The sequence below is a fragment of the Rhizobium sp. CNPSo 3670 genome (genome assembly GCF_057784555.1).
This window is the reverse complement of record NZ_JBXSOL010000007.1, coordinates 78282-101924: the sequence shown is the minus strand read 5'-3', so window position 1 is coordinate 101924 and position 23643 is coordinate 78282. Positions and strand designations below refer to the sequence as shown.

Annotated in this window: 17 protein-coding genes; 7 read left to right on the top strand and 10 right to left on the bottom strand. The window is 61.7% G+C overall.

Annotation, left to right across the window (positions count from 1 at the left end; translation table 11 throughout):
- Window positions 1-388: 388 nt before the first annotated feature.
- Complete coding sequence (locus AC13QO_RS09335) at window positions 389-859, top strand: Hsp20 family protein (protein WP_097597249.1); 471 nt, start codon at window positions 389-391, stop codon at window positions 857-859.
- A 71-nt stretch (window positions 860-930) separates the two neighbouring features.
- Here the strand turns inward: AC13QO_RS09335 and AC13QO_RS09330 are convergent, their stop codons facing one another.
- The gene (locus AC13QO_RS09330) at window positions 931-1935 is read right to left on the bottom strand and encodes a bile acid:sodium symporter family protein (protein ID WP_285192554.1); all 1005 of its coding nucleotides are present in this window, start codon (window positions 1933-1935) and stop codon (window positions 931-933) included.
- Between the two features lie 92 nt (window positions 1936-2027).
- On the opposite strand from AC13QO_RS09330, the gene AC13QO_RS09325 reads away from it, so the two are divergent.
- Window positions 2028-2882 carry a LysR substrate-binding domain-containing protein gene (locus tag AC13QO_RS09325; RefSeq protein ID WP_097597251.1) on the top strand — a complete coding sequence of 285 codons (855 nt, stop codon included), beginning with the start codon at window positions 2028-2030 and terminating at the stop codon, window positions 2880-2882.
- A 41-nt stretch (window positions 2883-2923) separates the two neighbouring features.
- Here the strand turns inward: AC13QO_RS09325 and AC13QO_RS09320 are convergent, their stop codons facing one another.
- Complete coding sequence (locus tag AC13QO_RS09320) at window positions 2924-3976, bottom strand: threonine aldolase family protein (RefSeq protein WP_285192555.1); 1053 nt, start codon at window positions 3974-3976, stop codon at window positions 2924-2926.
- A 539-nt stretch (window positions 3977-4515) separates the two neighbouring features.
- On the opposite strand from AC13QO_RS09320, the gene gltB reads away from it, so the two are divergent.
- The 3 genes from gltB to AC13QO_RS09305 all read left to right on the top strand — a co-directional run bounded on the left by gltB (window position 4516) and on the right by AC13QO_RS09305 (window position 11753).
- Window positions 4516-9237 (top strand): glutamate synthase large subunit, encoded by a 4722-nt coding sequence (gene gltB / locus AC13QO_RS09315; protein WP_488540509.1) that lies wholly within the window; start codon window positions 4516-4518, stop codon window positions 9235-9237.
- A gap of 220 nt (window positions 9238-9457) precedes the next feature.
- Entirely contained in the window at window positions 9458-10912 is a 1455-nt protein-coding gene (locus tag AC13QO_RS09310; RefSeq protein ID WP_085779410.1) for a glutamate synthase subunit beta, read from the top strand.
- A 214-nt stretch (window positions 10913-11126) separates the two neighbouring features.
- The gene (locus AC13QO_RS09305) at window positions 11127-11753 is read left to right on the top strand and encodes a hypothetical protein (protein ID WP_085779409.1); all 627 of its coding nucleotides are present in this window, start codon (window positions 11127-11129) and stop codon (window positions 11751-11753) included.
- Between the two features lie 21 nt (window positions 11754-11774).
- Here the strand turns inward: AC13QO_RS09305 and AC13QO_RS09300 are convergent, their stop codons facing one another.
- On the bottom strand, window positions 11775-12992 hold the full coding sequence (locus tag AC13QO_RS09300; RefSeq protein WP_488540508.1) for an SGNH/GDSL hydrolase family protein: 1218 nt from the start codon (window positions 12990-12992) through the stop codon (window positions 11775-11777).
- A 64-nt stretch (window positions 12993-13056) separates the two neighbouring features.
- On the bottom strand, window positions 13057-14280 hold the full coding sequence (locus AC13QO_RS09295) for a lytic murein transglycosylase (RefSeq protein WP_285192559.1): 1224 nt from the start codon (window positions 14278-14280) through the stop codon (window positions 13057-13059).
- A gap of 204 nt (window positions 14281-14484) precedes the next feature.
- On the opposite strand from AC13QO_RS09295, the gene galU reads away from it, so the two are divergent.
- Window positions 14485-15372, top strand: coding sequence for a UTP--glucose-1-phosphate uridylyltransferase GalU (galU, locus tag AC13QO_RS09290; protein WP_085779406.1), 888 nt, complete (start codon window positions 14485-14487; stop codon window positions 15370-15372).
- A gap of 56 nt (window positions 15373-15428) precedes the next feature.
- On the opposite strand, the gene AC13QO_RS09285 is transcribed toward galU, so the two are convergent.
- Entirely contained in the window at window positions 15429-16961 is a 1533-nt protein-coding gene (locus tag AC13QO_RS09285; protein ID WP_285192560.1) for an outer membrane beta-barrel protein, read from the bottom strand.
- 140 nt (window positions 16962-17101) lie between these two features.
- On the opposite strand from AC13QO_RS09285, the gene AC13QO_RS09280 reads away from it, so the two are divergent.
- Window positions 17102-18097 (top strand): KpsF/GutQ family sugar-phosphate isomerase, encoded by a 996-nt coding sequence (locus AC13QO_RS09280; RefSeq protein ID WP_488540507.1) that lies wholly within the window; start codon window positions 17102-17104, stop codon window positions 18095-18097.
- On the opposite strand, the gene AC13QO_RS09275 is transcribed toward AC13QO_RS09280, so the two are convergent.
- The 5 genes from AC13QO_RS09275 to omp10 all read right to left on the bottom strand — a co-directional run bounded on the left by AC13QO_RS09275 (window position 18098) and on the right by omp10 (window position 23579).
- Complete coding sequence (locus tag AC13QO_RS09275; RefSeq protein ID WP_488540506.1) at window positions 18098-18553, bottom strand: NfeD family protein; 456 nt, start codon at window positions 18551-18553, stop codon at window positions 18098-18100.
- 3 nt (window positions 18554-18556) lie between these two features.
- On the bottom strand, window positions 18557-19588 hold the full coding sequence (locus AC13QO_RS09270; protein WP_488540505.1) for an SPFH domain-containing protein: 1032 nt from the start codon (window positions 19586-19588) through the stop codon (window positions 18557-18559).
- 184 nt (window positions 19589-19772) lie between these two features.
- Window positions 19773-20807 (bottom strand): ferrochelatase, encoded by a 1035-nt coding sequence (gene hemH, locus AC13QO_RS09265; RefSeq protein ID WP_488540504.1) that lies wholly within the window; start codon window positions 20805-20807, stop codon window positions 19773-19775.
- A gap of 123 nt (window positions 20808-20930) precedes the next feature.
- Window positions 20931-22928: a 5'-nucleotidase C-terminal domain-containing protein gene (locus AC13QO_RS09260; protein WP_488540503.1), complete on the bottom strand. Its 1998-nt coding sequence runs from the start codon at window positions 22926-22928 to the stop codon at window positions 20931-20933.
- A gap of 282 nt (window positions 22929-23210) precedes the next feature.
- The gene (gene omp10 / locus AC13QO_RS09255) at window positions 23211-23579 is read right to left on the bottom strand and encodes an outer membrane lipoprotein Omp10 (protein ID WP_085779399.1); all 369 of its coding nucleotides are present in this window, start codon (window positions 23577-23579) and stop codon (window positions 23211-23213) included.
- Between the last annotated feature and the right edge of the window lie 64 nt (window positions 23580-23643).

The window sequence follows — 23643 nt, the reverse complement described above, 5'->3', positions numbered from 1 at the left end:
TGCGCCGCTGCTGAATGCTTCCCTATCACGGATAGCGCATGGCGCCCGGCTTGGAAAGCAGGGGAAAAGGGCCGGCGGGAGCGCGAGGGCGCTCGCGGCCGGCCCAAGTTTAGACTGAAGAAGAAGGGACGATGCACTTCAGCCATCGGGGCCAGTGTCACCCGACATCGTCATTTCTACACAGGCATGTCTGAACGCCTTCCGAACCGGCCGTTCACGCGGGGTTCACGGCTGGTCGAGGTGATTTCGAAAAGGTCTTGAACTCCTCGAATCGCATCACCATCTCCATTCTGCGGGTGCCAAAAGGGCCCGCGCAACCGTCCCGAGACTGCCAAGATGGGGTTTCAGGGGCATTTACCGCAACACGTCGCTTCCCTAGGAGGACATCATGCGTCACGTAGACTTCTCTCCCCTCTATCGTTCGACAGTCGGTTTCGACCGGCTCTTCACCATGCTCGACAGCCTTGCTCAGCCGGAGCAGGCGCAGACCTATCCGCCCTATAATATCGAGCGCACCGGTGAAAACACCTATCGCATCACCATGGCGGTCGCCGGTTTCGACGAGACCGAGCTTTCGATCGAAGCTCATGCCCATGTGCTGTCCGTGAAGGGTGAAAAGAACGAGGAAACCGCCGAAGGCGGCGAATTCCTCTATCGCGGCATTGCCAAGCGCGCCTTCGAGCGCCGCTTCCAGCTCGCCGATCATGTCGAGGTGTCAGCCGCTTCGCTGAAGAACGGCCTGCTTCACATCGACCTTCTGCGCAACATTCCCGAGGCCATGAAGCCCCGCAAGATCGCGATTGCCGCCGAGCCGGTCGAGGCTCCGAAGGCGATCGAGGCGCAGGTCATTAACGGTTAACAGCTGGCCCTCTGGGACACCGGACGGCGCCCCGATCGGGGCGCCTTTTTTGTTGCCGTTCATCTTATTGTTCAGGCCGGGCTTGCGGCATCCTTCATCTGCTGTTCCGTTACGCGCCGGGCTGCTGCGGCGGCATATTTCTGGGCGATGACGGCGCAGACCATCAGCTGGATCTGGTGGAAGAGCATCAAGGGAAGCACGATCGCGCCAATCGACTGGCCGGCGAAGATGACGTTTGCCATCGGCACGCCGCTTGCCAGGCTCTTCTTCGAGCCGCAGAAGGTGATGGTGATCTCGTCGGCCTTGTCGAAGCCCAGCCAGCGGCTACCGAACATCGTCAAAACAAGGACAAAGGCCAGAAGCACGACGTCGGCGACGACGACGACGGCGATGTCGGCAATCGAGAAAGTGTGCCACAGTCCTTCGACGACCGCCGTCGAGAAGGCAAGATAGACCACCATCAGGATCGAGCCGCGGTCGACCGGCATCAGGATCTTCTTCTTGGCGCGAATCCAATCGCCGATCCAGGGCTGCAGGATCTGGCCAGCGATAAAGGGGGCAAGCAACTGCAGCAGGATCTGCTGAAGCGCATCGAAGGAGAAGCCGCCATGGCCGCCGACGGAAAAGAGCAGGCCGACCAGCAGCGGCGTCAGGAACATGCCAAAAATGTTCGAGGCCGAGGCCGAGCAGATCGCGGCGGGCACGTTGCCGCCCGCCATCGAGGTGAAGGCGATCGACGACTGCACCGTCGACGGTAGCACGCAGAGGAAGAGAATGCCGAGATAAAGCGGCCGTGGCAGGATCGTGTCGGGGATGAAGCCGAGCCCAAGCCCGAGCAGTGGGAAGATGCCGAAGGTCGTCAGCAGGATGATCAGATGCAGCCGCCAGTGCAGCAGACCAGCGATGACGACGTCACGGGAAAGGCGCGCGCCGTGCAGGAAAAACAGCGCCGCGATGGCAAGATCGGTGGCGATGCCGAAATAATCCGCAAAACTGCCGCTCGCCGGAAAAAGGGAGGCGAGGATGACGGCGCAGACGAGCAGGATCGTGAATGTATCGGGCAGAAAGCGGCGCATCGCGGTCTCGCAGCAATAAAGTAACCATTGTTCTGTCCTCCATTATGATCCAGGATGCAAGAAATAACAGTTATTGAGATTCTGGATTTCCTATGCTCGACCTCTCGCAGTTGCGCAGTTTCGTCGCCGTCGAACAGATGGGCAGCTTCACCCTTGCCGCGGAAAGGCTGGGCCTCGGGCAATCGACGGTCAGCCAGCATATCCAGCGGCTGGAGGCGGCACTCGGACGCAAGCTGCTCGCGCGCGACACGCACAAGGTGATGCTCACCGGTGATGGCGAGGCGCTGCTTTCGCGTGCGCGCGCCATGCTTTCGATCGAGGGGCAAGTGCAGGCGCTGTTCAAGAGCACCAGCCTGCGCGGCAGCCTCCGGCTGGGCGTGTCGGAGGATTTCGTCACCAGCCAGCTACCTGCGGTGCTGGAGGATTTCGTTCGGTTGCATCCGTCTGTGGACCTGGAGCTGACCGTGGCGCTCTCCGGCGTTCTTTACGAAATGCAGGACAATGGCGAAATCGATCTGGTGCTTGCCAAGCGCCGACTTGGCGATGGGCGCGGAAAGCTGGTCTATCGCGAGCCGCTCGTCTGGCTGGCGCGCGATCCTGAACGAGTACTCGCCTCCGGCCCGCTGCCGCTGATCGCATTTCCGCCACCGAGCGTCACGCGGGCGATCGCCCTGGAAGCGCTCGGGCGCAATGGCGTGCCGTGGCGAATCGTCTGCACTTGCGGCAGCCTGAGCGGGCTGACGGCAGCAGCGCGGGCGGGAATGGGTGTGCTGGTGCAGCCGCGCAGTATGGCTCCCGCCGGACTGAAAGAGATCGCCGCGGGGAAACTGCCGGTGCTCGAGGACGTGGAATTCGTCTTGGTGCCGCGCAAGGGCGCGGATCAGGTGCTGGTCGCGGCGCTGTCCGACGATATTCTGCAAAAAGTAAGGGGGCTGAGGTCCGCATGACCCGTCGCCGTCACCGGTCGGCAAGCCCTACCGATCGGCGCTCAGGCAGCCAGACACCTCAGGAAACCATCCACGTCGGCTTCTGTGGTTGCGAAGCTGGTGACAAGGCGGATCAGGGTTTCGCTTTCGGAAACGAGTTCCGAGGTTGCCGCAGGCACAGGCCATTCGTAGAATTTCGCGCCTTTTTCCTCTGCGGTTCTTGCAGCACTCTTGCTGATGACGGCAAAGACCTCGTTGGAAGCGGTCGGCCAGGCGAGGCGCCCGGCGCTGCTGGCGGCAATTCCGGCGCGCAACCGGTCGGCAGCGGCGTTCGAATGGCGGGCGAGATCGAGCCAGAGACCGTTTTCGAAATAGGCGTCGAACTGGGCAGCAATGAAACGCGACTTGGAGAAAAGCTGGGCGGCGCGCTTGCGAATGAAGGGCATTTCCTTTGCCTGATCCGGATTGAAGAAGATGATCGCTTCCGCGCACCAGCAGCCGTTCTTGGTACCGCCGAAGGACAGCATGTCGACGCCGCGTTTCCAGGTCATCTCCGCCGGCGCGGCGCCGAGCGCGATCAGCGCATTGGCGAAGCGGGCGCCATCCATGTGGAGCGGCAGGTTGCGCTTCCTCGATATTGCGGCAATCTCGCCGATCTCCGGCAGGGAATAGACGGTGCCGATCTCGGTCGCCTGGGTAATGGTCACAGCACTGGCCCGGCCCTGACGGAGGGCGTCCTCGGGGAAGTGGGCGATCTTTGCCGAAAGCTTCGCCGGATCAATCTTGCCGGCTTCACCGTCGACGGCCACGAGGCGGGCGGAGCCGGAGAAGAATTCCGGCGCGCCGCATTCATCCTCGATCACGTGCGCTTCCGAATGGCAGAAGGTAATCCCGCCGGGACGCTGAACGCTCGCCAGCGCCAGGGAGTTGGCGGCCGTGCCGGTGGCGACGAAGAAAACGGAAACCTCACGTTCGAAGATCTGGGAGAAACGAGCCTCGACCTTTTTGTCGAGGTCGCCGGCGCCATAGGCCGGAGCAAATCCGGCCGATTCCCTCAGCAGGCGTTCGGCAATGGATCGGTGGGCGCCGGCCCAATTATCGGAAGCAAAGAACATAGCGGAGACCTGGGGAGTGGAAGGAGCTGGGAGGTTCGCAGCGGACCTTACGCCAAAGCTTCACGGGATCAAGGTTGGCGGCGCTGACACATCACGAAAATTGAAGTACGCAATTAATAAAAATAATCAGGCTTCGTTGCGTAATTTTATTTCGCTGCTTGGGTTTTTCTGGCAATCTTCCGTCTCAAAATGACGATTTTTGGCGCGACGCTCTTGCGGACGGAGAAGGTTTCTGGCATAGAGCTGATGAATTAGGACAGTGTTGCTGTCCTATTCTGGCCTTAGTGGCCGAAGAGGCGCCGAAAACCCTGGCAGCGACGGGCTTTCACGCTATAGTTCTTCCGAGCGTCAGCCCTCCGGCTGGCGCACGGGGGCGAATGGCAGGCGCGGAACGCGACGGTTTGCTTTCCTCAAGAAGCAGATGTCTGCGGCCGATCTTCACCATGCAACAGCGCTGTCATGCGACGGACCTACTTTCAGGTTGCGACGCAAGACGAAAGCCGCCCGCGGCCCCGCGGGCTTCGACAGGAGGAAAGACGATGACGAAGACGCCATCCATGGAATTTGACCGGTTTGCCGCTGCAGAGGCGCGCGCGACGGCCAAGACGTCCAAATCCGCTTCCGGCCTGCCGAAGAAGCAGGGGCTTTACGATCCTGCCAACGAGCATGACGCTTGCGGCGTTGGCTTTGTCGCGCATCTGAAGGGCGAAAAGTCGCACCAGATCGTCAAGGACGGCCTCTTCATTCTCGAGAACCTGACGCATCGCGGCGCCGTCGGCGCCGACCCGCTGATGGGCGACGGCGCCGGCATCCTGGTGCAGATTCCCGATCGCTTCTTCCGCGAGGAGATGGCGGCGCAGGGCATCACCCTGCCGCCAGTTGGCGAATATGGCGTCGGCCATATCTTCATGCCGCGCGACGAAAAGCAGATCGAGCACTTCAAGAAGGTGATCAGGGACGTCATCGTCGAGGAAGGCCAGGTCTTCATCGGCTTCCGCGACGTGCCGGTCGACAATTCGTCGCTTTCCAAGGCGCCTGATATCGCCGCGACCGAGCCGCATCACGTGCAGGTCTTCATCGGCGCCGGTGAAGACGCCGAAAACAACGACGAGTTCGAGCGTCGGCTGTTCACCCTTCGCAAGGTCATCTCAAACCGCATCTACGACGAGTTCGACGGCGAGGAGAGCAACTTCTATCCAGTGTCGCTGTCATCGGCGACAGTAGTCTACAAAGGCATGTTCCTGGCCTATCAGGTCGGTGCCTATTATAAGGACCTGTCGGACCCGCGTTTCGAAAGCGCGGTCGCTCTCGTGCACCAGCGCTTTTCGACCAATACCTTCCCGTCGTGGAAGCTCGCGCATCCCTACCGCATGGTCGCCCATAACGGCGAGATCAACACGCTGCGCGGCAACGTCAACTGGATGGCGGCGCGCCAGGCGTCGGTCTCCTCACCGCTGTTCGGCGAGGACATCTCCAAGCTGTGGCCGATTTCATACGAGGGGCAGTCGGACACGGCCTGTTTCGACAATGCACTGGAATTCCTGGTCCGCGGCGGTTACTCGCTGGCACATGCGGTGATGATGCTGATCCCGGAAGCCTGGGCCGGCAACCAGTCGATGGCGGCCGAACGCAAGGCCTTCTACGAATATCACGCCGCGCTGATGGAGCCGTGGGACGGACCGGCTGCCGTCGCCTTCACCGACGGCAAGCAGATCGGCGCCACGCTCGACCGCAACGGCCTCAGGCCGGCGCGTTATCTCGTGACCGATGACGACCGCGTCATCATGGCATCCGAGGCCGGCGTCCTGCCGGTTCCTGAGGAGAAAATCATCCAGAAGTGGCGCCTGCAGCCGGGCAAGATGCTGCTGATCGACATGGAAGAAGGCCGCATCATCTCGGACGACGAGGTGAAGTCGAAGCTTGCAACGGCGCATCCCTATCGCAACTGGCTCGACCGCACCCAGCTCATCCTCGAAGACCTGAAGCCGGTGGAGCCGAGGGCGCTGCGCCGCGACGTGTCGCTGCTCGACCGCCAACAGGCCTTCGGCTACACGACCGAGGATACCAAGATCCTGATGTCGCCGATGGCGACGACGGGTCAGGAAGCGATCGGCTCGATGGGCACGGACACGCCGATCTCGGCAATGTCAGAAAAGCCGAAGCTGCTTTATACCTATTTCAAGCAGAACTTCGCGCAGGTGACGAACCCGCCGATCGATCCGATCCGGGAGGAGCTCGTCATGAGCCTGGTCTCCTTCATCGGCCCGCGCCCGAACATTCTCGACCACGAGGGCATGGCGAACGCCAAGCGCCTCGAAGTGCGCCAGCCGATCCTGACCAATGGCGATCTCGAAAAGATCCGCTCGATCGGCCATACGGAAGACCGCTTCGACACCAAGACGCTCGATTTCACCTATGATATCGAGCGCGGCGCGGCTGGCATGCCCGAAATGCTCGACCGGCTCTGCGAGCGCGCGGAGGCGGCCGTCAAGGGCGGCTACAACATCATCGTGCTCTCCGACCGCCAGATCGGTCCCGACAGAATCGCCATTCCGGCGCTGCTGGCGACGGCTGCCGTGCACCATCACCTGATCCGCAAGGGGCTTCGCACCTCCGTCGGCCTCGTCGTCGAGACGGGGGAGCCGCGCGAAGTGCATCACTTCTGCCTGCTCGCCGGCTACGGCGCAGAGGCGATCAACCCTTATCTCGCCTTCGACACGCTGCTCGACATGCATGCCAAGGGCGAGTTTCCGAAGGAAGTCGATGCATCCGAAATCGTCTACCGCTACATAAAGGCGGTCGGCAAAGGCATCCTCAAGGTGATGTCGAAGATGGGCATCTCGACCTACCAGTCCTATTGCGGCGCGCAGATCTTCGATGCGATCGGCCTGTCGTCGGAACTGGTCGATAAGTATTTCTTCGGAACCGCGACGATGATCGAAGGCATCGGCCTCGAGGCGATCGCTGAAGAGACCGTTGCCCGCCACACCGCAGCCTTCGGCAAGGATCCGCTGCTGGCGACAACGCTCGATATTGGCGGCGAATATGCCTACCGCATGCGCGGCGAAAGCCATGCCTGGACCCCGGACGCGGTTGCAGCCCTTCAGCATGCCGTGCGCGGCAATGCCGAGGATCGTTACCGCGAATTCTCCGAAATGGTGAACAACTCGGCGCTGCGGATGAACACGATCCGCGGGCTCTTCAACATCAAGAGCGCCGAGGCGCTCGGACGTAAGCCGGTATCGATCGACGAGGTCGAGCCGGCCGCCGATATCGTCAAACGTTTCTCGACCGGGGCGATGTCCTTCGGCTCGATCTCCAGAGAGGCGCATACGACGCTGGCGATCGCCATGAACCGGATCGGCGGCAAGTCGAACACCGGCGAAGGCGGCGAGGAATCCGACCGCTACATGCCGCTCTCCGATGGTTCGATGAACCCGGAACGCTCGGCGATCAAGCAGATCGCATCGGGCCGCTTCGGCGTCACCACCGAATATCTGGTCAATGCCGACGTGCTGCAGATCAAGGTGGCGCAGGGCGCCAAGCCCGGCGAAGGCGGCCAGCTTCCGGGTCATAAAGTCGACGCGACCGTTGCCAAGACCCGCCACTCGACGCCGGGTGTCGGCCTGATCTCGCCGCCGCCGCACCACGACATCTATTCGATCGAGGATCTGGCACAGCTGATCTATGATCTGAAGAACGTCAACCCGACCTCCGACGTCTCGGTCAAACTCGTCTCCGAAGTCGGCGTCGGTACCGTCGCCGCCGGTGTCGCCAAGGCGCGGGCCGACCATATCACGGTCGCCGGCTTCGACGGCGGCACGGGTGCCTCGCCGCTGACCTCGCTCAAGCATGCCGGCAGCCCCTGGGAGATCGGCCTTGCCGAAACCCAGCAGACGCTGGTGCTGAACGGCCTGCGTTCGCGAGTCGCGCTGCAGGTGGACGGCGGCCTCAAGACTGGCCGCGATGTCATCATCGGGGCGCTGCTGGGCGCCGACGAGTTTGGCTTTGCCACCGCGCCGCTGATCGCGGCCGGCTGCATCATGATGCGGAAGTGCCATCTCAACACCTGTCCGGTGGGAGTGGCGACGCAGGACCCGGTGCTGCGCAAGCGCTTCAAGGGCACGCCGGAGCACGTCATCAACTACTTCTTCTTCGTCGCCAACGAAGTGCGCGAGATCCTCGCCTCGCTCGGGTTCACCCGGCTCGACGACATTATCGGCGCTTCGGAGCTCCTGGAGAAGGACGAGATGCTAGCGCACTGGAAGGCGAAAGGCCTCGATTTCAGCCGCATCTTCCACAAGGTCGAGGCTGCCAAGGAGGAGACTTTCTGGACGAGCCGGCAGCAGCACCCGATCGAGGATATTCTCGATCGCAAGCTGATCGAGCTCGCACAGCCGGCGCTGACCGACAAGACGCCCGTCGCCTTCGAGGTCGGCATCAAGAACGTCGATCGTTCGGCGGGCGCAATGCTTTCCGGGGAAGTCGCTAAGCGCTTCCGCCATCGTGGGCTGAAGGAAGACACGATCAACGTGACGCTTCGCGGCACTGCGGGGCAGAGCTTCGGCGCATTCCTGGCGCGCGGCGTTACCTTCAACCTGATCGGCGACGGCAACGACTATGTCGGCAAGGGGCTTTCGGGAGGCAAGATCATCATCCGGCCGCCGGAGAATTCGCGGATCGTCGCCGAAAACTCGATCATCGTCGGCAACACCGTGCTTTACGGTGCGACCGAGGGCGAATGCTATTTCCGCGGCGTTGCGGGTGAACGTTTCGCCGTTCGCAATTCGGGTGCGATCGCCGTAGTCGAAGGTGTCGGCGACCATGGTTGCGAATACATGACCGGCGGCGTCGTCGTCGTGCTCGGCGGCACTGGCCGCAACTTCGCGGCCGGCATGTCCGGCGGCGTCGCTTACGTGCTCGATGAAACAGGCGATTTCGCCAGCCGCTGCAACATGGCGATGGTCGAACTCGAGCCGGTGCCGGAGGAGGACGACATGCTGGAGAAGCTGCATCATCACGGCGGCGATCTCATGCACAAGGGACGCGTCGACGTCTCGGGCGACATGACGCGTCATGACGAGGAGCGTCTCTACCAGCTGATCTCCAACCATCTGCACTATACGGGCTCCGCCCGCGCCAAGCAGATCCTCGACAATTGGGCCGACTACCGTCCGAAGTTCCGCAAGGTCATGCCTGTGGAATACCGCCGTGCGCTCGAGGAAATGGAGCGTAGCCGGATGGGTATAGCCGCGGAGTGATTTGCGCCGGATATCGGCCGCCTGCCGAGCGCAGATGGCCGATGTCGGAAACGTCTCGATGACCCGTGACGATCATGCCGGTGTAGGCCGCCTGGATCGCGCGGATGTTTCAGGGGATATGTTCCAATGACGGTCAAGAGAAGCAACCCGCCCGGGATACCGGGACTGACGACAGAAACTGGCCGCGGGTGAGGCGGTCATGAGGGTAAGGGACGAAGAAATGGGTAAGGTAACAGGATTTCTGGAAATCGACCGGCAGGTGGCGAAGTACCAGCCGGCGTCGGATCGCATCCGTCATTTCCGCGAGTTCACGATCCCGATGTCGGACCCGGAAGTGCAGAAACAGGCGGCGCGCTGCATGGACTGTGGCATCCCCTATTGCCACGGCCCCACAGGCTGCCCGGTTCACAACCAGATTCCCGATTGGAACGACCTCGTTTACAACAACAACTGGGAAGCGGCGATCCAGAACCTGCATTCCACCAACAACTTCCCGGAGTTCACCGGCCGCGTTTGCCCCGCCCCCTGCGAGGAAGCCTGCACTTTGAATCTCGAGGATGCGCCGGTCGCCATCAAAACAGTCGAGCAGGCGATTGCCGACAAGGCTTATGAACTCGGTTTCATCCGGCCGCAGCCGGCGACGGTCCATACCGGCAAAAAGGTCGCCGTCATCGGTTCCGGCCCCGCCGGTATGGCTGCCGCCCAGCAGCTCGGTCGCGCCGGCCACGACGTGCATGTCTACGAGCGTGAGACCAAGCCGGGCGGTTTGCTGCGCTACGGCATTCCCGACTTCAAGATGGAGAAGAACTTCATCGACCGTCGCGTCGAGCAGATGAAGGGCGAGGGCGTGACCTTCCATTGCGGCGTCAATGTCGGCGTCGACGTCAAGGTCGAACAATTGCTGGCCGAACACGACGCCGTCCTTTACTGCGGCGGCTCCGAGACGCCGCGCGAGGCGGGCATTCCGGGCACCGACCTTGCGGGGGTGCATGATGCGATGCCCTATCTGGTGCAGCAGAACCGCCGCGTCGGGCGCGAAAACATCGACAGCGTCGGCTGGCCGTCGGACCCAATCCTTGCCGGCGCCAAACATGTCGTCGTCGTCGGTGGCGGCGATACGGCTTCGGACTGCGTCGGCACGGCCTTCCGCCAAGGCGCCGTCAAGGTCACCCAGCTCGACATCCGGCCGCAGCCGCCTGAGAAGGAAGACAAGCTTGCTGTGTGGCCCTTCTGGGCGACGAAGATGCGCACGTCCTCCTCGCAGGCTGAGGGCGCAGTGCGCGAATTTCAGGTTGCGACGCTCGAATTCATCGGCGAGGACGGCGTGCTGACCGGCGTCAAGTGCTGCGAGGTGGACGAGCGCCGGCGGCCGGTCGCCGGTACGGAATTCGTCATTCGCGCCGATCTCGCCTTCATCGCCATCGGTTTCCGCGGCCCGTTCACGACAAGCGTGCTGAAGGAGCTCGAAGGCAAGCTGACGCTCAACACCGACAAGCGCGGCTCGACCAACGTCGTCGCAAACGACCGCGACTACAAGACTTCGGTCGACAAGTTTTGGACGGCGGGCGATGTGCGCCGCGGCCAGTCGCTGGTGGTCTGGGCGATCCGCGAAGGCCGCCAAGCAGCGCGCGCCATCGACGAGGCGTTGATGGGCTCGACCGTCCTGCCGAACTGATCGCACCTCATATAGGCTGACGAAGACACGAACTCCGCCTTTCCGGCGGAGTTTTTTATTGTGCGCGGCGCATCCGGCGGGACCTCTTTTCGCCGGTGCGACCGCTTGACGCGCCGGGCTGAGGCGCAAGCTTGAAGCAATGCCGGAGGGTGAGGCTTATGCCTGACGCGGGCTCAGGAGGAGCCGCCGCGAATGATCGACAAGGATTATTCAAATGGTTTCTGCACTCGATAATACCAGGATGGTTTCGGCCCAATACGCATTGAAGAATCTTCGTAGCTCCGATGAAAGCTCAGAGGATACGCAGAGTTCGTCGGCGGCGAGCATTCTGAGCAGCTATGGACTCGATTCGAGCTCGGCGTCGCTTCTTTCCAATCAGGCGCTGTCGGGGCTGCTCGGCGCGCTTTCGTCCAAGGACGACACCTCAGATGAGACTGACACGACTGGCGACAGCGCCGATGTGACCAGCGCCTCCTTCATGTCGATGCTGAAGCAGCAGCTGCAGGAAGCAGCTGCGGCCGAAGGCGAAAGCGGCAAGGCTCACGATATGCTGGCTGCGCTCGAAGCAGGCACGCTCACCATCTCCGATCCGACGCAGGGCGTGTCGGTCCCTGCCTGGGACATCGATGATCCGGACGAGGCCGACACCGAAAGCAAGGCCGGCGAGGCGATCGATGTCAGCGGTTGGAGCGACTTCCTCGATGCGCATCTGGAGCGCGGCAGCGACGGGGCCTTCGTCAAGGAGAACGGCAGCTATGTCGACCAGACGAATGCCAGCCATGCCTTCTTCGGGCTGATCGGCTCGAATTACTATTATCTGAGCTGGCCGCAGGCAGCATAAGAAGGCCGCCTCGCCTAGTTTCTATTTCACCGAGACTTCGGCCGGCGTCTTGGCCGCCGGCATGCGATAGTCGTCGACGCGACCGACAGGTGCCGGCGTCATCTCGCCCTGCTCGATCAGGAGATCGCGCGGCGATTTCGTCAGCGTCACCGGTGGCGGCCTTGCTCCCAGGAGCTCGGCGCCGCCATCAAGATTGGGATCGGAGAGGCTGATCGGCACGGTATGCTCGACCGGATTGGTGGCAAGGCCGAGGCCCGGCAGGTTGCTTTCATCGAGGCGCACCAGATCGGGGCTTGCCTGGGTTCCGAGAATCCGGCGGGCGGGCTTTTCCACATAGAAGGCAAGCTTACGCCGGCCGGCCTGCGTAAGGTTGATGCCGTCGGAGGTGCGCAGGCGCACCTGCTGGCCGTTCACGTCGGAACCGGTGACGATGAAGGTGCCGTTTTCGTCGACGAAGCCATCCCAGATGTCGACGAATTCGCCGCCGATGCTCTCGACCTGGTTACGATAGAGCTGGTTCATCTGGACAGCATCGGCCGTCATCTGATCGGATTCGAAGGCAGGAAGACCGACCCAGAGCAGCGGTATCTTGCGGCTGGTGACTTCCTTTCCGAAAGAAAGGACACGACGGCGATATTCGGCAAGCCAGCCGTCGGTGCGGAACTTCTCCTTCGCGCTGTCGGTTACCATCTGCTGGCGGTCATTGGCGCCGATCATGACGACGACCATTGCCGGCTTCAGCTCGTCGATCATCTTCGGTAACTGTTCCGGCCAGTCGTAATAGTCGTCGCGGACAAGGCCTGAGGAAATGTTGCCGCGGGCTTCGACGACGACGCCCGGTGAAGTCTCGAAGGCGGCGGTGAGCCCGTCGCCGAGGCCGCTGGCAAGGAAATCGCCGACGATCAGGATTTTCCGGGCGTCGCCAAGCTTCTGCACGACCGGCTCTTCCTGCACGGGCGGGCGCACAGGCGATGCGGTGCGGGTATTGATCACGGCTTTCTGGGCTGGCGGCGGGCGCTTGCGCTGCTGGCGTCTCGGCTGCGGCACATCAGGAGCCTGCGGGCTGTCGTCGAGATAGCGCCTGCCGAGGAAGAAATCCAAGATCGATCGGCGCTGATAGCGCTGCTCTTGGGCTTGCGCGACAGTCACCGGCGCAACAGCGCCGAGACAAAGCGAAGCCGCCATCAATGCGAGCATGAGCCAGCGGATTTTAGGGGTCCGGTCAGTTTTCTTCATCATGGGCAGTTCCGCAGAGGGCAAGCCAGCTTCTACCCCCGCTATGTAGGTCACGGTTGGGCCGCTTCTAGCGGCGAAGCGCGTTCAGAAGCGGCAACGAGGGCTCGCCGTCCGGCTGCATGCCGATTCGCTCCTGCACGGCCGATATCGCCGCTTTCGAACCTGAGCCGAAATTGCCGTCGACCTCGCCATTGTAATATCCGAGCGTCTTGAGACGAGTCTGCAGCTCGAATTTCTCGGTGATGTCGAGCGCGCCGTCGGGACGCGGCCAGCGCTGCTGCATGCCGCCATAGCCGGCGATCTGGTCGGCCAGCAGGCCGACGGCAAGCGCATAGCTGTCCGACGCATTATAGTTCTTGATGGTGAAGAAGTTTGCCGTCATCAGAAAGCCGGGGCCGCCGGCTCCGGCCGGCATTTTCAATACGGCTTTGGTGCCGCCGTCGCGGAAGGCCTTGCCATTCGGCCGTTTCAGGCCGAGCTCCGCCCATTGGGCGAGCGTATGGGTCTTGCCGATCTGCTTGGCGGCTGCCGCGGGGACGACGACCTCGTAGCCCCAGGTCTTGCCAGTATCCCAGCCGTTCTTCATCAGGAGATTGGCCGAGGTCGCCAGCGCGTCCGGCACCGAATTCCAGATATCGCGATGGCCATTGCCGTCGGCATCGACAGCGTAGAGCAAATAGCTTGTCGGGATGAACTGAGTGTGGCCCATGGCGCCGGCCCAGGAGCCGGTCATCTGACGTGCCGGCACATCGCCGTTCTGGAGGATCTTCAGCGCGGCAACCAGCTGCTTCTTGGCGAATTTGGCGCGGCTCGGATCGGCATAGGCAAGGGTTGCCAGTGCGCGCGGCACATAGTGCAGCCGGTCGTCCTTGTCGAGAATCGCGCCGTAATTCGATTCCATCGACCAGATCGCGAGCAGAATGGTCTTGTCGACGCCGAAGCGCTGCTCGATCGCGTTGAGCGTCCGCGCATGCTTGACGGCCATCTCGCGGCCGATCCTGACGGTGTAGGGGTTAACGCGGGAATCAACGTAATCCCAGATCTTCGAGGTAAATTCCGGTTGATAGGCCGCCTTTTCGAGCACGGTCGGGTCGGGTTCGCTCACCCCGGAAAAGGCCTTTTGATAAGTTGCCTTACTGATGCCACTCTCAGCGGCTGTTTGGTAAAAGTCCGCGATCCATTTCTGGAACCGGGAATCGGCTTTCGCGTTGTCGGGGGCCAGCCCCACCTGGGCGGCGACAACGAGGGCGAGAGCAAGGCCACGAAGGGAGTTTTTGTGATTCTGGATCATCGACAGTCGTATCCGTCATCTTCAGTTTTCGGTGCAGCAGGGGGCATCATGTCCGCCCAGACCCGAGACTACAGGAACGGAGTCAACAAATTCTTTACCATGGCGGCCCGCGGCGGTCACCATTGCAAAACAGTAGCAATTCTATACTAGTCAGACATGAACGGCTTTATTTAAAAGGCGATTTAGTCAAAGCAGGAGGCCTGTGTGGCGCATCACAATAAAGTTCGTAAGGCAGTTTTTCCGGTGGCAGGGTTGGGAACGCGGTTCCTGCCGGCAACGAAGGCTGTTCCAAAGGAAATGTTGACCGTTGTCGACAAGCCTATCATTCAATATGTCGTCGATGAGGCGCTCGAAGCCGGAATCGAGCATCTGGTCTTCGTTACCGGACGCAACAAGCACATTATCGAAGACTACTTCGACATCCATTTCGAGCTGGAACAGACGCTGCGCGAGCGCGCCAAGGAAGCGGAAATTACCCTTCTTGCCGAGCAACTGCCGAAGGCAGGAACGGTAAGCTTCACCCGTCAGCAGGAACCGCTCGGCCTCGGTCACGCCGTCTGGTGCGCCCGCGAAATCGTCGGCGACGAACCTTTTGCGCTGCTGCTGCCGGACATGATCATGAAGGGCGACAAGGGCTGCATGAAGGGGATGATCGACCTCTACAGCCAGAGCGGCGGCAATATCATCGCCGTCGAGGAATGTGCACCCGATCAGGCTCATAAATACGGCATCGTCGGCGTCGGCGAAGCGATCGGCGAAGGCTTCCGCATCACCGGCATGGTGGAAAAGCCTGCCAAGGGAACGGCGCCGTCCAACTTCTTCATCAACGGCCGCTACATCCTGCAACCGGAGATCTTTAAGATCCTCGAAACTCAGGAACGTGGCGCCGGCAACGAGATCCAGCTCACCGACGGCATGCTGAAGCTACTGAAGGAACAGGATTTCGCCGGCTACCATTTCCGCGGCACGACCTACGACTGCGGCGCCAAGGACGGCTTCATCCTGGCCAACGTCGCCTACGCCCTCGAACGTGCTGATATCCGTCCGTCTGTCGAAGGCGGCTTCAAGGAACTGCTCGCAGGGCTGAAGTAAGGCTTCACTCAGACTTGTCATTGATAACCGCCGCGCCTTCCATCGAAGCGCGGCGTTTATCTTTTCAGCTTGAGGCCGACCCCCGCGCGCCATTGCCGCGAGTCGTCGCCGTCCTTGCGCGTCGTCAGTTCGTAGCCAAGCGTGCTGGTGAGATCGAGATAGCGGTTGATGTTCCAGGTCAGGCCGGTCGCCGCAGTATAGACGAGCTCGTCGCTAATTGTGCTGTCGGTGGGATAGTCGCGCCATATGACGCCGCCGATCATGGTTCCGACCAGATTGTCGCGCAGCTGGTGGGTGACCGTCGTCGTCAGCGCATGCGAGACGTAGCCGCTCTCGCCAGCGGTGGTCGAGGGCTGGATGCTCGTCTGCAGGTCGAGATTGACGTCGGTGCCGCGGATCGGTGACCAGAGCAGGCTCGCATCGAGCGTGGCCGTATCGATCGAGGTCAGCCGGCTGTCTTCGAAATCCGCCCTTTCGTAGCCGACGCCGACTTCACCCTTCAGCTTTTCGCCGAGGTCGACCTCGACGCCGGCTTTGGCGCCATAACTATGGCTTGAGCGCTCGTAACCGGCGGAATCGCGCGTCTCGTCGTAGATCGTACGGCCGATCGTGGCCTCGATGAATGGGATGAGCGCCGGCGACAGCTCGTAGCCGACGCGACCGCGCAGCGTGCCGGTCGTCTGGTTGCGATCGCTCAACGCCACGGTCGTGCCGTTCGCAAGCGTGGCGTCGGAATAGATCGAACGGTTCAGGGCGAGCGCCGTCGTGCCGCGCAAGATGCCGAAATCGCGCTGGACGGAGGCGCCGGCGGTGAACTCCTGCACGTCGGACTGCTGTGTGGCATCGGCGATGGCGTCGGGATCGTCCGTATCCTCGCGGTAGAAATTATAGCCGGCCGTGAGATGCGCGACCGTGTCGTCGGGAAGGTCCAGCCGGAGATCGCCGTTGACCTTGAATGACGGCTGCTCCTCGCCTTCACCGCTGATATTCCTCTGCCAGGCGCCTTCCGAGGTCACGGTCAGCTGGTGCCGTCCCCAGTCGGAGGTGAGCGTCGCGGCTGCGTCCGTTTCGAGGAAAGCGCGCCGCTGCCTGGTATTGCCGTCCTTGGTGGTCTCGGTATTGATGCTTTGGGTCACGCTCGGGCGGAGCACGAAAGTGCCGATCGGAATACCGGGTGTTTCTGCCGTCGAGGCATTTTCGCCAGCCCTGCGGATCGGCGGCGTCTCGTCGATCCGCGCTTCACGGGTGTTCAGTCGGCGCATGTCCTCATCGAGAATGGAGCCGGTAATGTCGTCACCGGATTGCGCGTCCGGTATGGCGGGCCTCTGTTGGGTATCGTCCGGATCTCCCGCCGCACCCGTTGCCACAGGAGTGGCAGAAACGCTGATTTCGTCATCGAAACCGGCTGCGGCATTGTTCGTAGTGCGATTGTCCGGGCTGGCGGAGCGGCTAGCGACAGGCTGCTGTGAGGCGGACTGTGCGAGTGCTGCAGTCTGGCCGAACAGCAGTGTGCCGAACGCAGTAAAGCAGACGACACGCCTCATCGCGCGGAGCGGCGTCACACTGCTCGTCTGTTTTGGCTGACCCATTCACTCGCCTGACATGCTTTCGGTTCTTACTCAAAGGTAAAGCCTTGTGGTTAATCATTCGTTGCCACGGGCGGGCGCTGTTCACAGTTCGGAAATGGTGCGGGGTGGACTTGGAAAGTGAAAAGGTCTAACGCATCTCCATGAACAGAAGAGCGATCAAACTCGTTGAAAACAGCGTGCTCGAGTCGGCAAAACGCACGATAGAGACCGAAAAACGCGGTCTTGAAGCGCTCGAACGGGCCTTTGACAACGGACTGGCCGGTTCTTTCACCCGCGCCGTCGAGATCATCGGCGACATCTCCGGCCGCGTCATCGTCACTGGTGTCGGCAAGAGCGGCCATATCGGTGCCAAACTCGCGGCGACATTCGCCTCGACCGGCACCCCCGCCTTTTTCGTGCATGCGGCCGAAGCCAATCATGGCGATCTCGGCATGATTGCGCGCGACGACGTGGTCTTGGCGATTTCCAAAGGCGGCGAAAGCGCCGAACTCAAGAGCATCATTTCCTTCACGAGGCGCTTCTCGATCCCCTTGATCGCGATCACTTGCAGCGAAGCGTCCTCGCTGGCGACGGCCGCGGACATCGTGCTTCTGGTGCCGAACGAACAGGAAGCCTGCCCCAACGGGCTGGCGCCGACGACCTCGACGCTGATGCAGCTTGCACTCGGCGATGCCTTGGCGGTCGCACTCCTGGAGGCGCGGGGCTTTACCGCCACCGACTTCCACGTTTTTCATCCCGGCGGCAAGCTGGGTGCGAGCCTGATGCATGTCGCCGATATCATGCATACCGGCGAGAAGCTGCCGCTCGTTTCCAAGGGCACGCCGATGCCGGAGGCGATTACGGTGCTATCGCGCAAACATTTCGGCTGCGTCGGCGTGCTCGACGAGGACGGGCGGCTCTGCGGCATCGTCACCGAAGGCGACATGGCTCGGAGCCTGAGCCGCAATCTTGCCGAACTTGCCGTCGACGACATCATGACGAAGACGCCGAAGACGGTGAAACCGACGATGCTGGCGACGGCGGCCCTGGCGTTGCTCAACCAACACCACATCGGCGCCCTGATCGTCATCGACGAGGATATTAGGCCGATCGGGCTGGTGCACTTCCATGACCTGCTGCGGATCGGCGTCGCCTGATCAGACCGGTTCGACCCGCAAGTCGCGGCCGTGACACGAGATCACCTTCACCTGTGTTCCCACGGGCAAATCAGGCCCCATTACCTGCCATAGCGTATCGTCGAGGCGGATGCGGCCGCGGCCCTCGCGGATCGGTTCCTGCAGCGTCGCCGTACGGCCAACGAGGCTCGCGCCGCGCTGATTGAGGAAGGGCTCGTCGGTGTCGGCGTTGCGTAGCGTCAGTCGGCGGCCGGCAAAGGTCGTGGCCACGGCCAGAAGCGCAAAAAGGATCGCCTGGAGTTCCCAGATCCAGAAGGCGCTGTCCCAGAAGAGCAGCGACAGTGCGCCGACAATCAGGGCCGCGAGGCCGATCCAGACCAGGAAGAAACCGGGCACGATCATTTCGGCGGCGAGCAATACAAGGCCTGCAACCCACCAGTTCCATGGACCGAGTTCGGCGATGATCTTCGCCAGCATGGCTTATCGCTCCTGATCCGGATTGAAGGGATTGGGGGCAGGCGGATTGATCGGCGGCGTAGAGCGGATCGGCGCGGGACGCGGACGCGGCGGGGAAGGCGGCTGCGGATTGCCGGCGTCCCCGAAGACTTCGCGGGCGATGGCGCCGATGCCGCCGAGCGAGCTCAGGATGGAAGAGGCTTCCATCGGCATCAGCACGATCTTGGAATTGGGCGCCGAGCCGACCGAGGCGAGCGCTTCGGTGTATTTCTGGGCGACGAAATAGTTGATCGCCTGAACATCACCGGCGGCAATCGCTTCGGAGACCATCTTCGTCGCCTTGGCTTCGGCCTCGGCCAGTCGCTCGCGGGCTTCGGCGTTGCGGAAGGCGGCTTCGCGCTGGCCTTCTGCCTGCAAAATGGCGGATTGCTTGGCGCCCTCGGCCCTGAGGATCTGCGCGTTGCGCGCTCCTTCGGCTTCCAGTACCTGGGCGCGCTTCTCGCGCTCGGCCTTCATCTGGCGGGCCATCGCATCGACGAGGTCGCGCGGCGGCTGGATGTCCTTGATTTCGACGCGGGTGACCTTAATGCCCCAGGGCTGCACCGCCTCATCGACGACGCGCAGTAGCCGGTCATTGATCGCGTCGCGGTTGGAAAGCAGTTCGTCGAGATCCATGGAGCCCATGACCGAGCGAATGTTGGTCATGGTGAGATTGAGGATGGCATTTTCGAGGTGGGAAACCTGGTAGGCGGCCTGGGCAGCATTCAGAACCTGAAAGAAGGCGACGGCATCGGCTGAAACCGAGGCATTGTCTTTGGTAATCACTTCCTGGGTCGGCACATTCAGTACCTGCTCCATCACGTTCATTCGCGCTCCGACGCGCTCGATGAAGGGAGTGATGAGGTTGAGGCCCGGCTCCAGCGTGCGGGTATAACGGCCGAAGCGCTCGATGGTGTAGCGATAGCCCTGCGGTACGGTCTTGATCCCGGCAAAGAGCACTAGAATGACGAAGATGACCAGCACGATCACGACGATGTCGAAGCCGCCGAACAGCATGAAAAATTCCTCCCATCGGCGCATGCGCGCCTGCCCAACTGATGTGGTGAGTTAGCACGTTATTTGCGAGGAAGAAATGAGGGCGCAACCGCCCGACTCCAAGTGAGAAGGAGGTTCCGCCTCGGCTACGTCACCCGACTGTTACCGGCGACTTGTCCGGCCCCAGCTTTCTGTCGAGAGTCTCTCAGACCCAGCCCTGCAACTCGCGGCGAACGACCTTTTCCAGCACCGTCATTCCGTCCTCGCTATCGTTGAGGCAGGGGATATGCGCGAACTTCTCACCACCATTCTCATGGAATGAGTGGGCGGCCTGTTCGGCGATCTCCTCGAGCGTTTCCAGACAGTCGGAGACGAAGCCGGGATTGATGACGGCGATGCGCTTGACGCCGTCCTGAGCGAGCTTCTCCACGGTCTTGTCGGTATAGGGCTGCAACCATTCCTCCGGCCCGAAGCGGGACTGGAAGGTGACCATGAAGTTTTCCTTGGTCAGCCCGAGGCGCTCGCGCAGCAGCCGGCCGGTCTTCTGGCATTGGCAGTAATAGGGATCGCCCTCTTTGAAATAGGACATCGGAATGCCGTGGAAGGAGGCGAGCAGCATTTCCGGCTTCCAGTCGAGCGTCGAAAGGTGCTTTTCGACGGATTGGGCGAGCGCCTCGATATAGGTCTCGTCGTCATGATAGTCGGGCACGGTGCGCAGCGCCGGCTGCCAGCGCATGGTGAGCAGCTTCTGGAAAGCCTTGTCGTTGACCGTCGCGGTCGTCGCCGCCGCATATTGCGGATAAAGCGGGAAAAGCACGATACGGTCGCAGCCTTCTTGCTTCAGCGCGTCGATGCGCGAAGCGATCGACGGCGTGCCGTAGCGCATCGCCCAGTCGACCTTGACATTTTCGAGATCCCGCAGGCGCTCGGTCATCAGTTCCGACTGGTTGCGCGTGTAGGTGCGGAGATAACTTTCGTTTTTCTCCTTGTTCCAGATCAACTGATAGGCCTTGCCGACTTTCTGTGGACGGGTGTTGAGCACGATGCCAAAGAGGATCGGATACCACTTCCAGCGAGACCATTCGATGACGCGGCGATCGGTCAGGAACTCCTTGAGATAGCGGCGCATTGAGGTGTAGTCGGTGCCGTCGGGCGTGCCGAGATTGACCAGCAGGACGCCGATCTTGCCTGATTTGATGGCTGGATGATCTGCCGGACGGAGTGAAATATCTGCTGTCATTCTGGTCCCAACGGTCGTTGTCTCGTCGGCTGATACGCAGCCTCGAGAACATGGTTCACCCTATAGAAAGAAAAGCCGACCCGGGAAACCCCGGGCCGGCCGATGGTGTCGAGACAAATCGTCTTACTTTGCGGGAACCTGGATCTCCTTGCCGACCGTCAGATGACGTGGGTTGGGCTTGCCATTGGCATCCGAAAGCTTCCGCCATAGCGTACCATCGCCATAGAAGGTCTCGGCGAGATCCCAGAATGTGTCGCCCTCGGCGATGACGTGGGTGGACGGCGTGGCGGATGCGGGAGCGGCGGTCGGGGCAGGCTCCGTGGCTGGAGCAGCGGCGCTCGGGGCCGGTGCGGGCTCTGCAGCGGGAGCCTGTGCAGAAGGTGCCGGCGCCGGTTCTGCGGGAGCGGGCGTTGCAGGAGCCGGGCTCGGTTCGGCAGATGGAGCGGGAGCTGCAGGCGCAGGGGCCGCGGGTGCCGGAGCGGCGGGCGCCGGTTCCGCGGAGGGTGCGCGCGCGGCCTGCGCCACCTCGTTGATACGGCCATCGGTATAGGGCTTATAGGGCGAATGCGCGGCCAGGTAGTCGGCAGTCACGTCGGCGAGATCCGGACCGTAATCGTAAGCGTTCTTGCCTTCCTTGAAGATCGAATAGCCATCGCCGCCTGATCGCATGAAGTTGTTGGTGGCGATCTTGTAGGTCTTGGCCGGATCGATTGGCGCGAAATTGTCGCCCTCCTTCACCTGAACATCGCTGACGCGGCTGCCGACAGGCTTCGATTGGTCGAACGAGAACTTCAGGCCGGCGACCTGCGGGAAGCGGCCGGCGCCCTGATCGATCTGGCTGACGCCGTTCTCGAGCGCCTTGACGACGTCCGCACCGGTCGCTTCAAACGTGGCGAGCGTGTTCTGGAAGGGCAGGACGGTGATGACTTCGCCCTGGGTGACATCGCCGCCGTCGATCGAGGCGCGCAGGCCGCCGCCGTTCTGGAAGGCGATGGTGACGCCCTGGTTCTTGGTGCGGTCGAGCATGGCGTCGGCCACCAGATTGCCCATTGAGCATTCCTTGACGCGGCAGACCTTGCGGTCGCCCTCGATAGGACCTTCGGAAGAGCCAATCACCTTTTTGCGCAGTTCCTCGATCGGTTTTGCCAGTTCGGCGACGCGGGTGACGACGGCCGGATCGGGCGTGAAGGCCGAGTCGATCAGGATCGGGTCGCCCTTGGCATCCTTGACGACGCCATTGTCGTCGAAATTGACGACGACGTCGCCGAGATATTTGCTGTAAGAGGCGGCCTGGACGACCGGCACCTTATAGCCACCGGGGTTGTCGACCATCGTCGGATACGGGCCTTCAGCCTTTGGGTCGGTATTGGAGAGCAGGCTATGGGAGTGGCCGCCGACCACGACATCAACGTCCGGGATCTTGGCGATGAACGCCAGGTCGCGGGGATAGCCGACATGGGTCAGCGCGATGATCTTGTTGACCCCCTTGCTTTTCAAGTCCTGCACGGCTGATGTGATCGTCTGAACGTCATCTTCGATCGTGACATTCGGGCCGGGGGAGGACAGTTCGGGTGTATCATTGGTGACGGCGCCGACGATGCCGATCTTCTGGCCGCCGACATCGAGCACCAGCGAAGGCTTGATGCGGTCGCCGAGCTTTGAGGCGGCGCTCGCCTTGACGTTCGCGGTCACGACGGGGAATTGCACCTTGTCGAGGAAGGTCGCGAGCCCATCCTCGCTGTCGTCGAATTCATGGTTGCCGACGGTCATGGCGTCGAACTTCATTAGGTTCAAAAATTCGGCTTCGGCCGCGCCCTTATAGGTGGTGTAGAAGAGCGAGCCCTGAAAATTGTCGCCGGCATTCAGGAGAAGAACATTCTTGCCTGACAGCGCCTGACGGCGCTGGTCGATCGCGGTCTTCAGGCGGGCGGCGCCGCCGAAGCATTCCTTCTTGCCTTCCTCCTCGGCCGAGCAGGTAGAATCGAATTTGTTGATGGACTCAATGCGTGAATGGAAATCGTTGATGTGAAGAATATTGAGTTCGTAATCGGCAAAGGCGGCGCCCGCGCTCAGCGCCAGCATGGACGCGGTCAAAAGACCGAAGCTGAAAGACTTCGTCATCCCTGTTCTCCTGATTGAGGCGAAAGATCCCCCTGATCCACGCCAATCCCTTCCAAAGTCCGCCGGGTCGGTTTCCCGGCGAGCAGATGTTCCATCAGACGATTCACAACCGCAAGGGAAAGCTGGATCAGAAGGGATTCTTTCCAAGAGGACCGGCACAAAAAAGCGGCCTCTTAAGCGGGCGTCATCTCCTTCGAGATGAGACCAGCATCAGCAGGACAAGGTGACCAGAAAGAGATTCGCACGGTAACCAGCACAAGACCGTCAGCGCATCCGCTCTTTTCAGCCGCGGCGGGAAAGTGTGAATTGTGCACCGGAATCCGAAGTGCAGTTGAGCTGGGTAGGATTGACGAGGGCGCAATTAACCTTGGACTGTGTCTTGCGCACCAGCGAGGTCATGTTGATCTCGACCAGTGTCGGCGAGGTATTGATATAGGTGCCGGAAGCAAGAAGCTGGTTGCTATCGGTCGTGCGGGTGGTGAAGGTACCGCCCTGGAACGTGGAGACGATGCCGTTCGGATCGCTCCAGCTGCCTTCAACGCCGTTGGCGGCGGGCGTGGCTGCAACCGGCAATGGCCGTGGCTCCGGCGAAACGCAGGAGGCAAGAGCGGCCGCTGCACCGACAAGAACGAGACCAGTTCTGATTTTCATAAGGCTTCTCCCGGCGAATCGGCGTGGCGGTCACCCGCCAAGTTCGGGCAAAACATGGCGTGCG

Coding starts and splice junctions, on each gene's coding strand:
- omp10 (WP_085779399.1), bottom strand. CDS start 23,579: ATGAAAATCAGAACTGGTCTCGTTCTTGTCGGTGCAGCGGCCGCTCTT.
- AC13QO_RS09300 (WP_488540508.1), bottom strand. CDS start 12,992: ATGATGAAGAAAACTGACCGGACCCCTAAAATCCGCTGGCTCATGCTC.
- AC13QO_RS09275 (WP_488540506.1), bottom strand. CDS start 18,553: ATGCTGGCGAAGATCATCGCCGAACTCGGTCCATGGAACTGGTGGGTT.
- gltB (WP_488540509.1), top strand. CDS start 4,516: ATGACGAAGACGCCATCCATGGAATTTGACCGGTTTGCCGCTGCAGAG.
- AC13QO_RS09325 (WP_097597251.1), top strand. CDS start 2,028: ATGCTCGACCTCTCGCAGTTGCGCAGTTTCGTCGCCGTCGAACAGATG.
- AC13QO_RS09270 (WP_488540505.1), bottom strand. CDS start 19,588: ATGCTGTTCGGCGGCTTCGACATCGTCGTGATCGTGCTGGTCATCTTC.
- AC13QO_RS09260 (WP_488540503.1), bottom strand. CDS start 22,928: ATGACGAAGTCTTTCAGCTTCGGTCTTTTGACCGCGTCCATGCTGGCG.
- hemH (WP_488540504.1), bottom strand. CDS start 20,807: ATGACAGCAGATATTTCACTCCGTCCGGCAGATCATCCAGCCATCAAA.
- AC13QO_RS09330 (WP_285192554.1), bottom strand. CDS start 1,935: ATGCGCCGCTTTCTGCCCGATACATTCACGATCCTGCTCGTCTGCGCC.
- AC13QO_RS09320 (WP_285192555.1), bottom strand. CDS start 3,976: ATGTTCTTTGCTTCCGATAATTGGGCCGGCGCCCACCGATCCATTGCC.
- AC13QO_RS09310 (WP_085779410.1), top strand. CDS start 9,458: ATGGGTAAGGTAACAGGATTTCTGGAAATCGACCGGCAGGTGGCGAAG.
- AC13QO_RS09305 (WP_085779409.1), top strand. CDS start 11,127: ATGGTTTCTGCACTCGATAATACCAGGATGGTTTCGGCCCAATACGCA.
- AC13QO_RS09295 (WP_285192559.1), bottom strand. CDS start 14,280: ATGATCCAGAATCACAAAAACTCCCTTCGTGGCCTTGCTCTCGCCCTC.
- AC13QO_RS09285 (WP_285192560.1), bottom strand. CDS start 16,961: ATGGGTCAGCCAAAACAGACGAGCAGTGTGACGCCGCTCCGCGCGATG.
- AC13QO_RS09280 (WP_488540507.1), top strand. CDS start 17,102: ATGAACAGAAGAGCGATCAAACTCGTTGAAAACAGCGTGCTCGAGTCG.
- AC13QO_RS09335 (WP_097597249.1), top strand. CDS start 389: ATGCGTCACGTAGACTTCTCTCCCCTCTATCGTTCGACAGTCGGTTTC.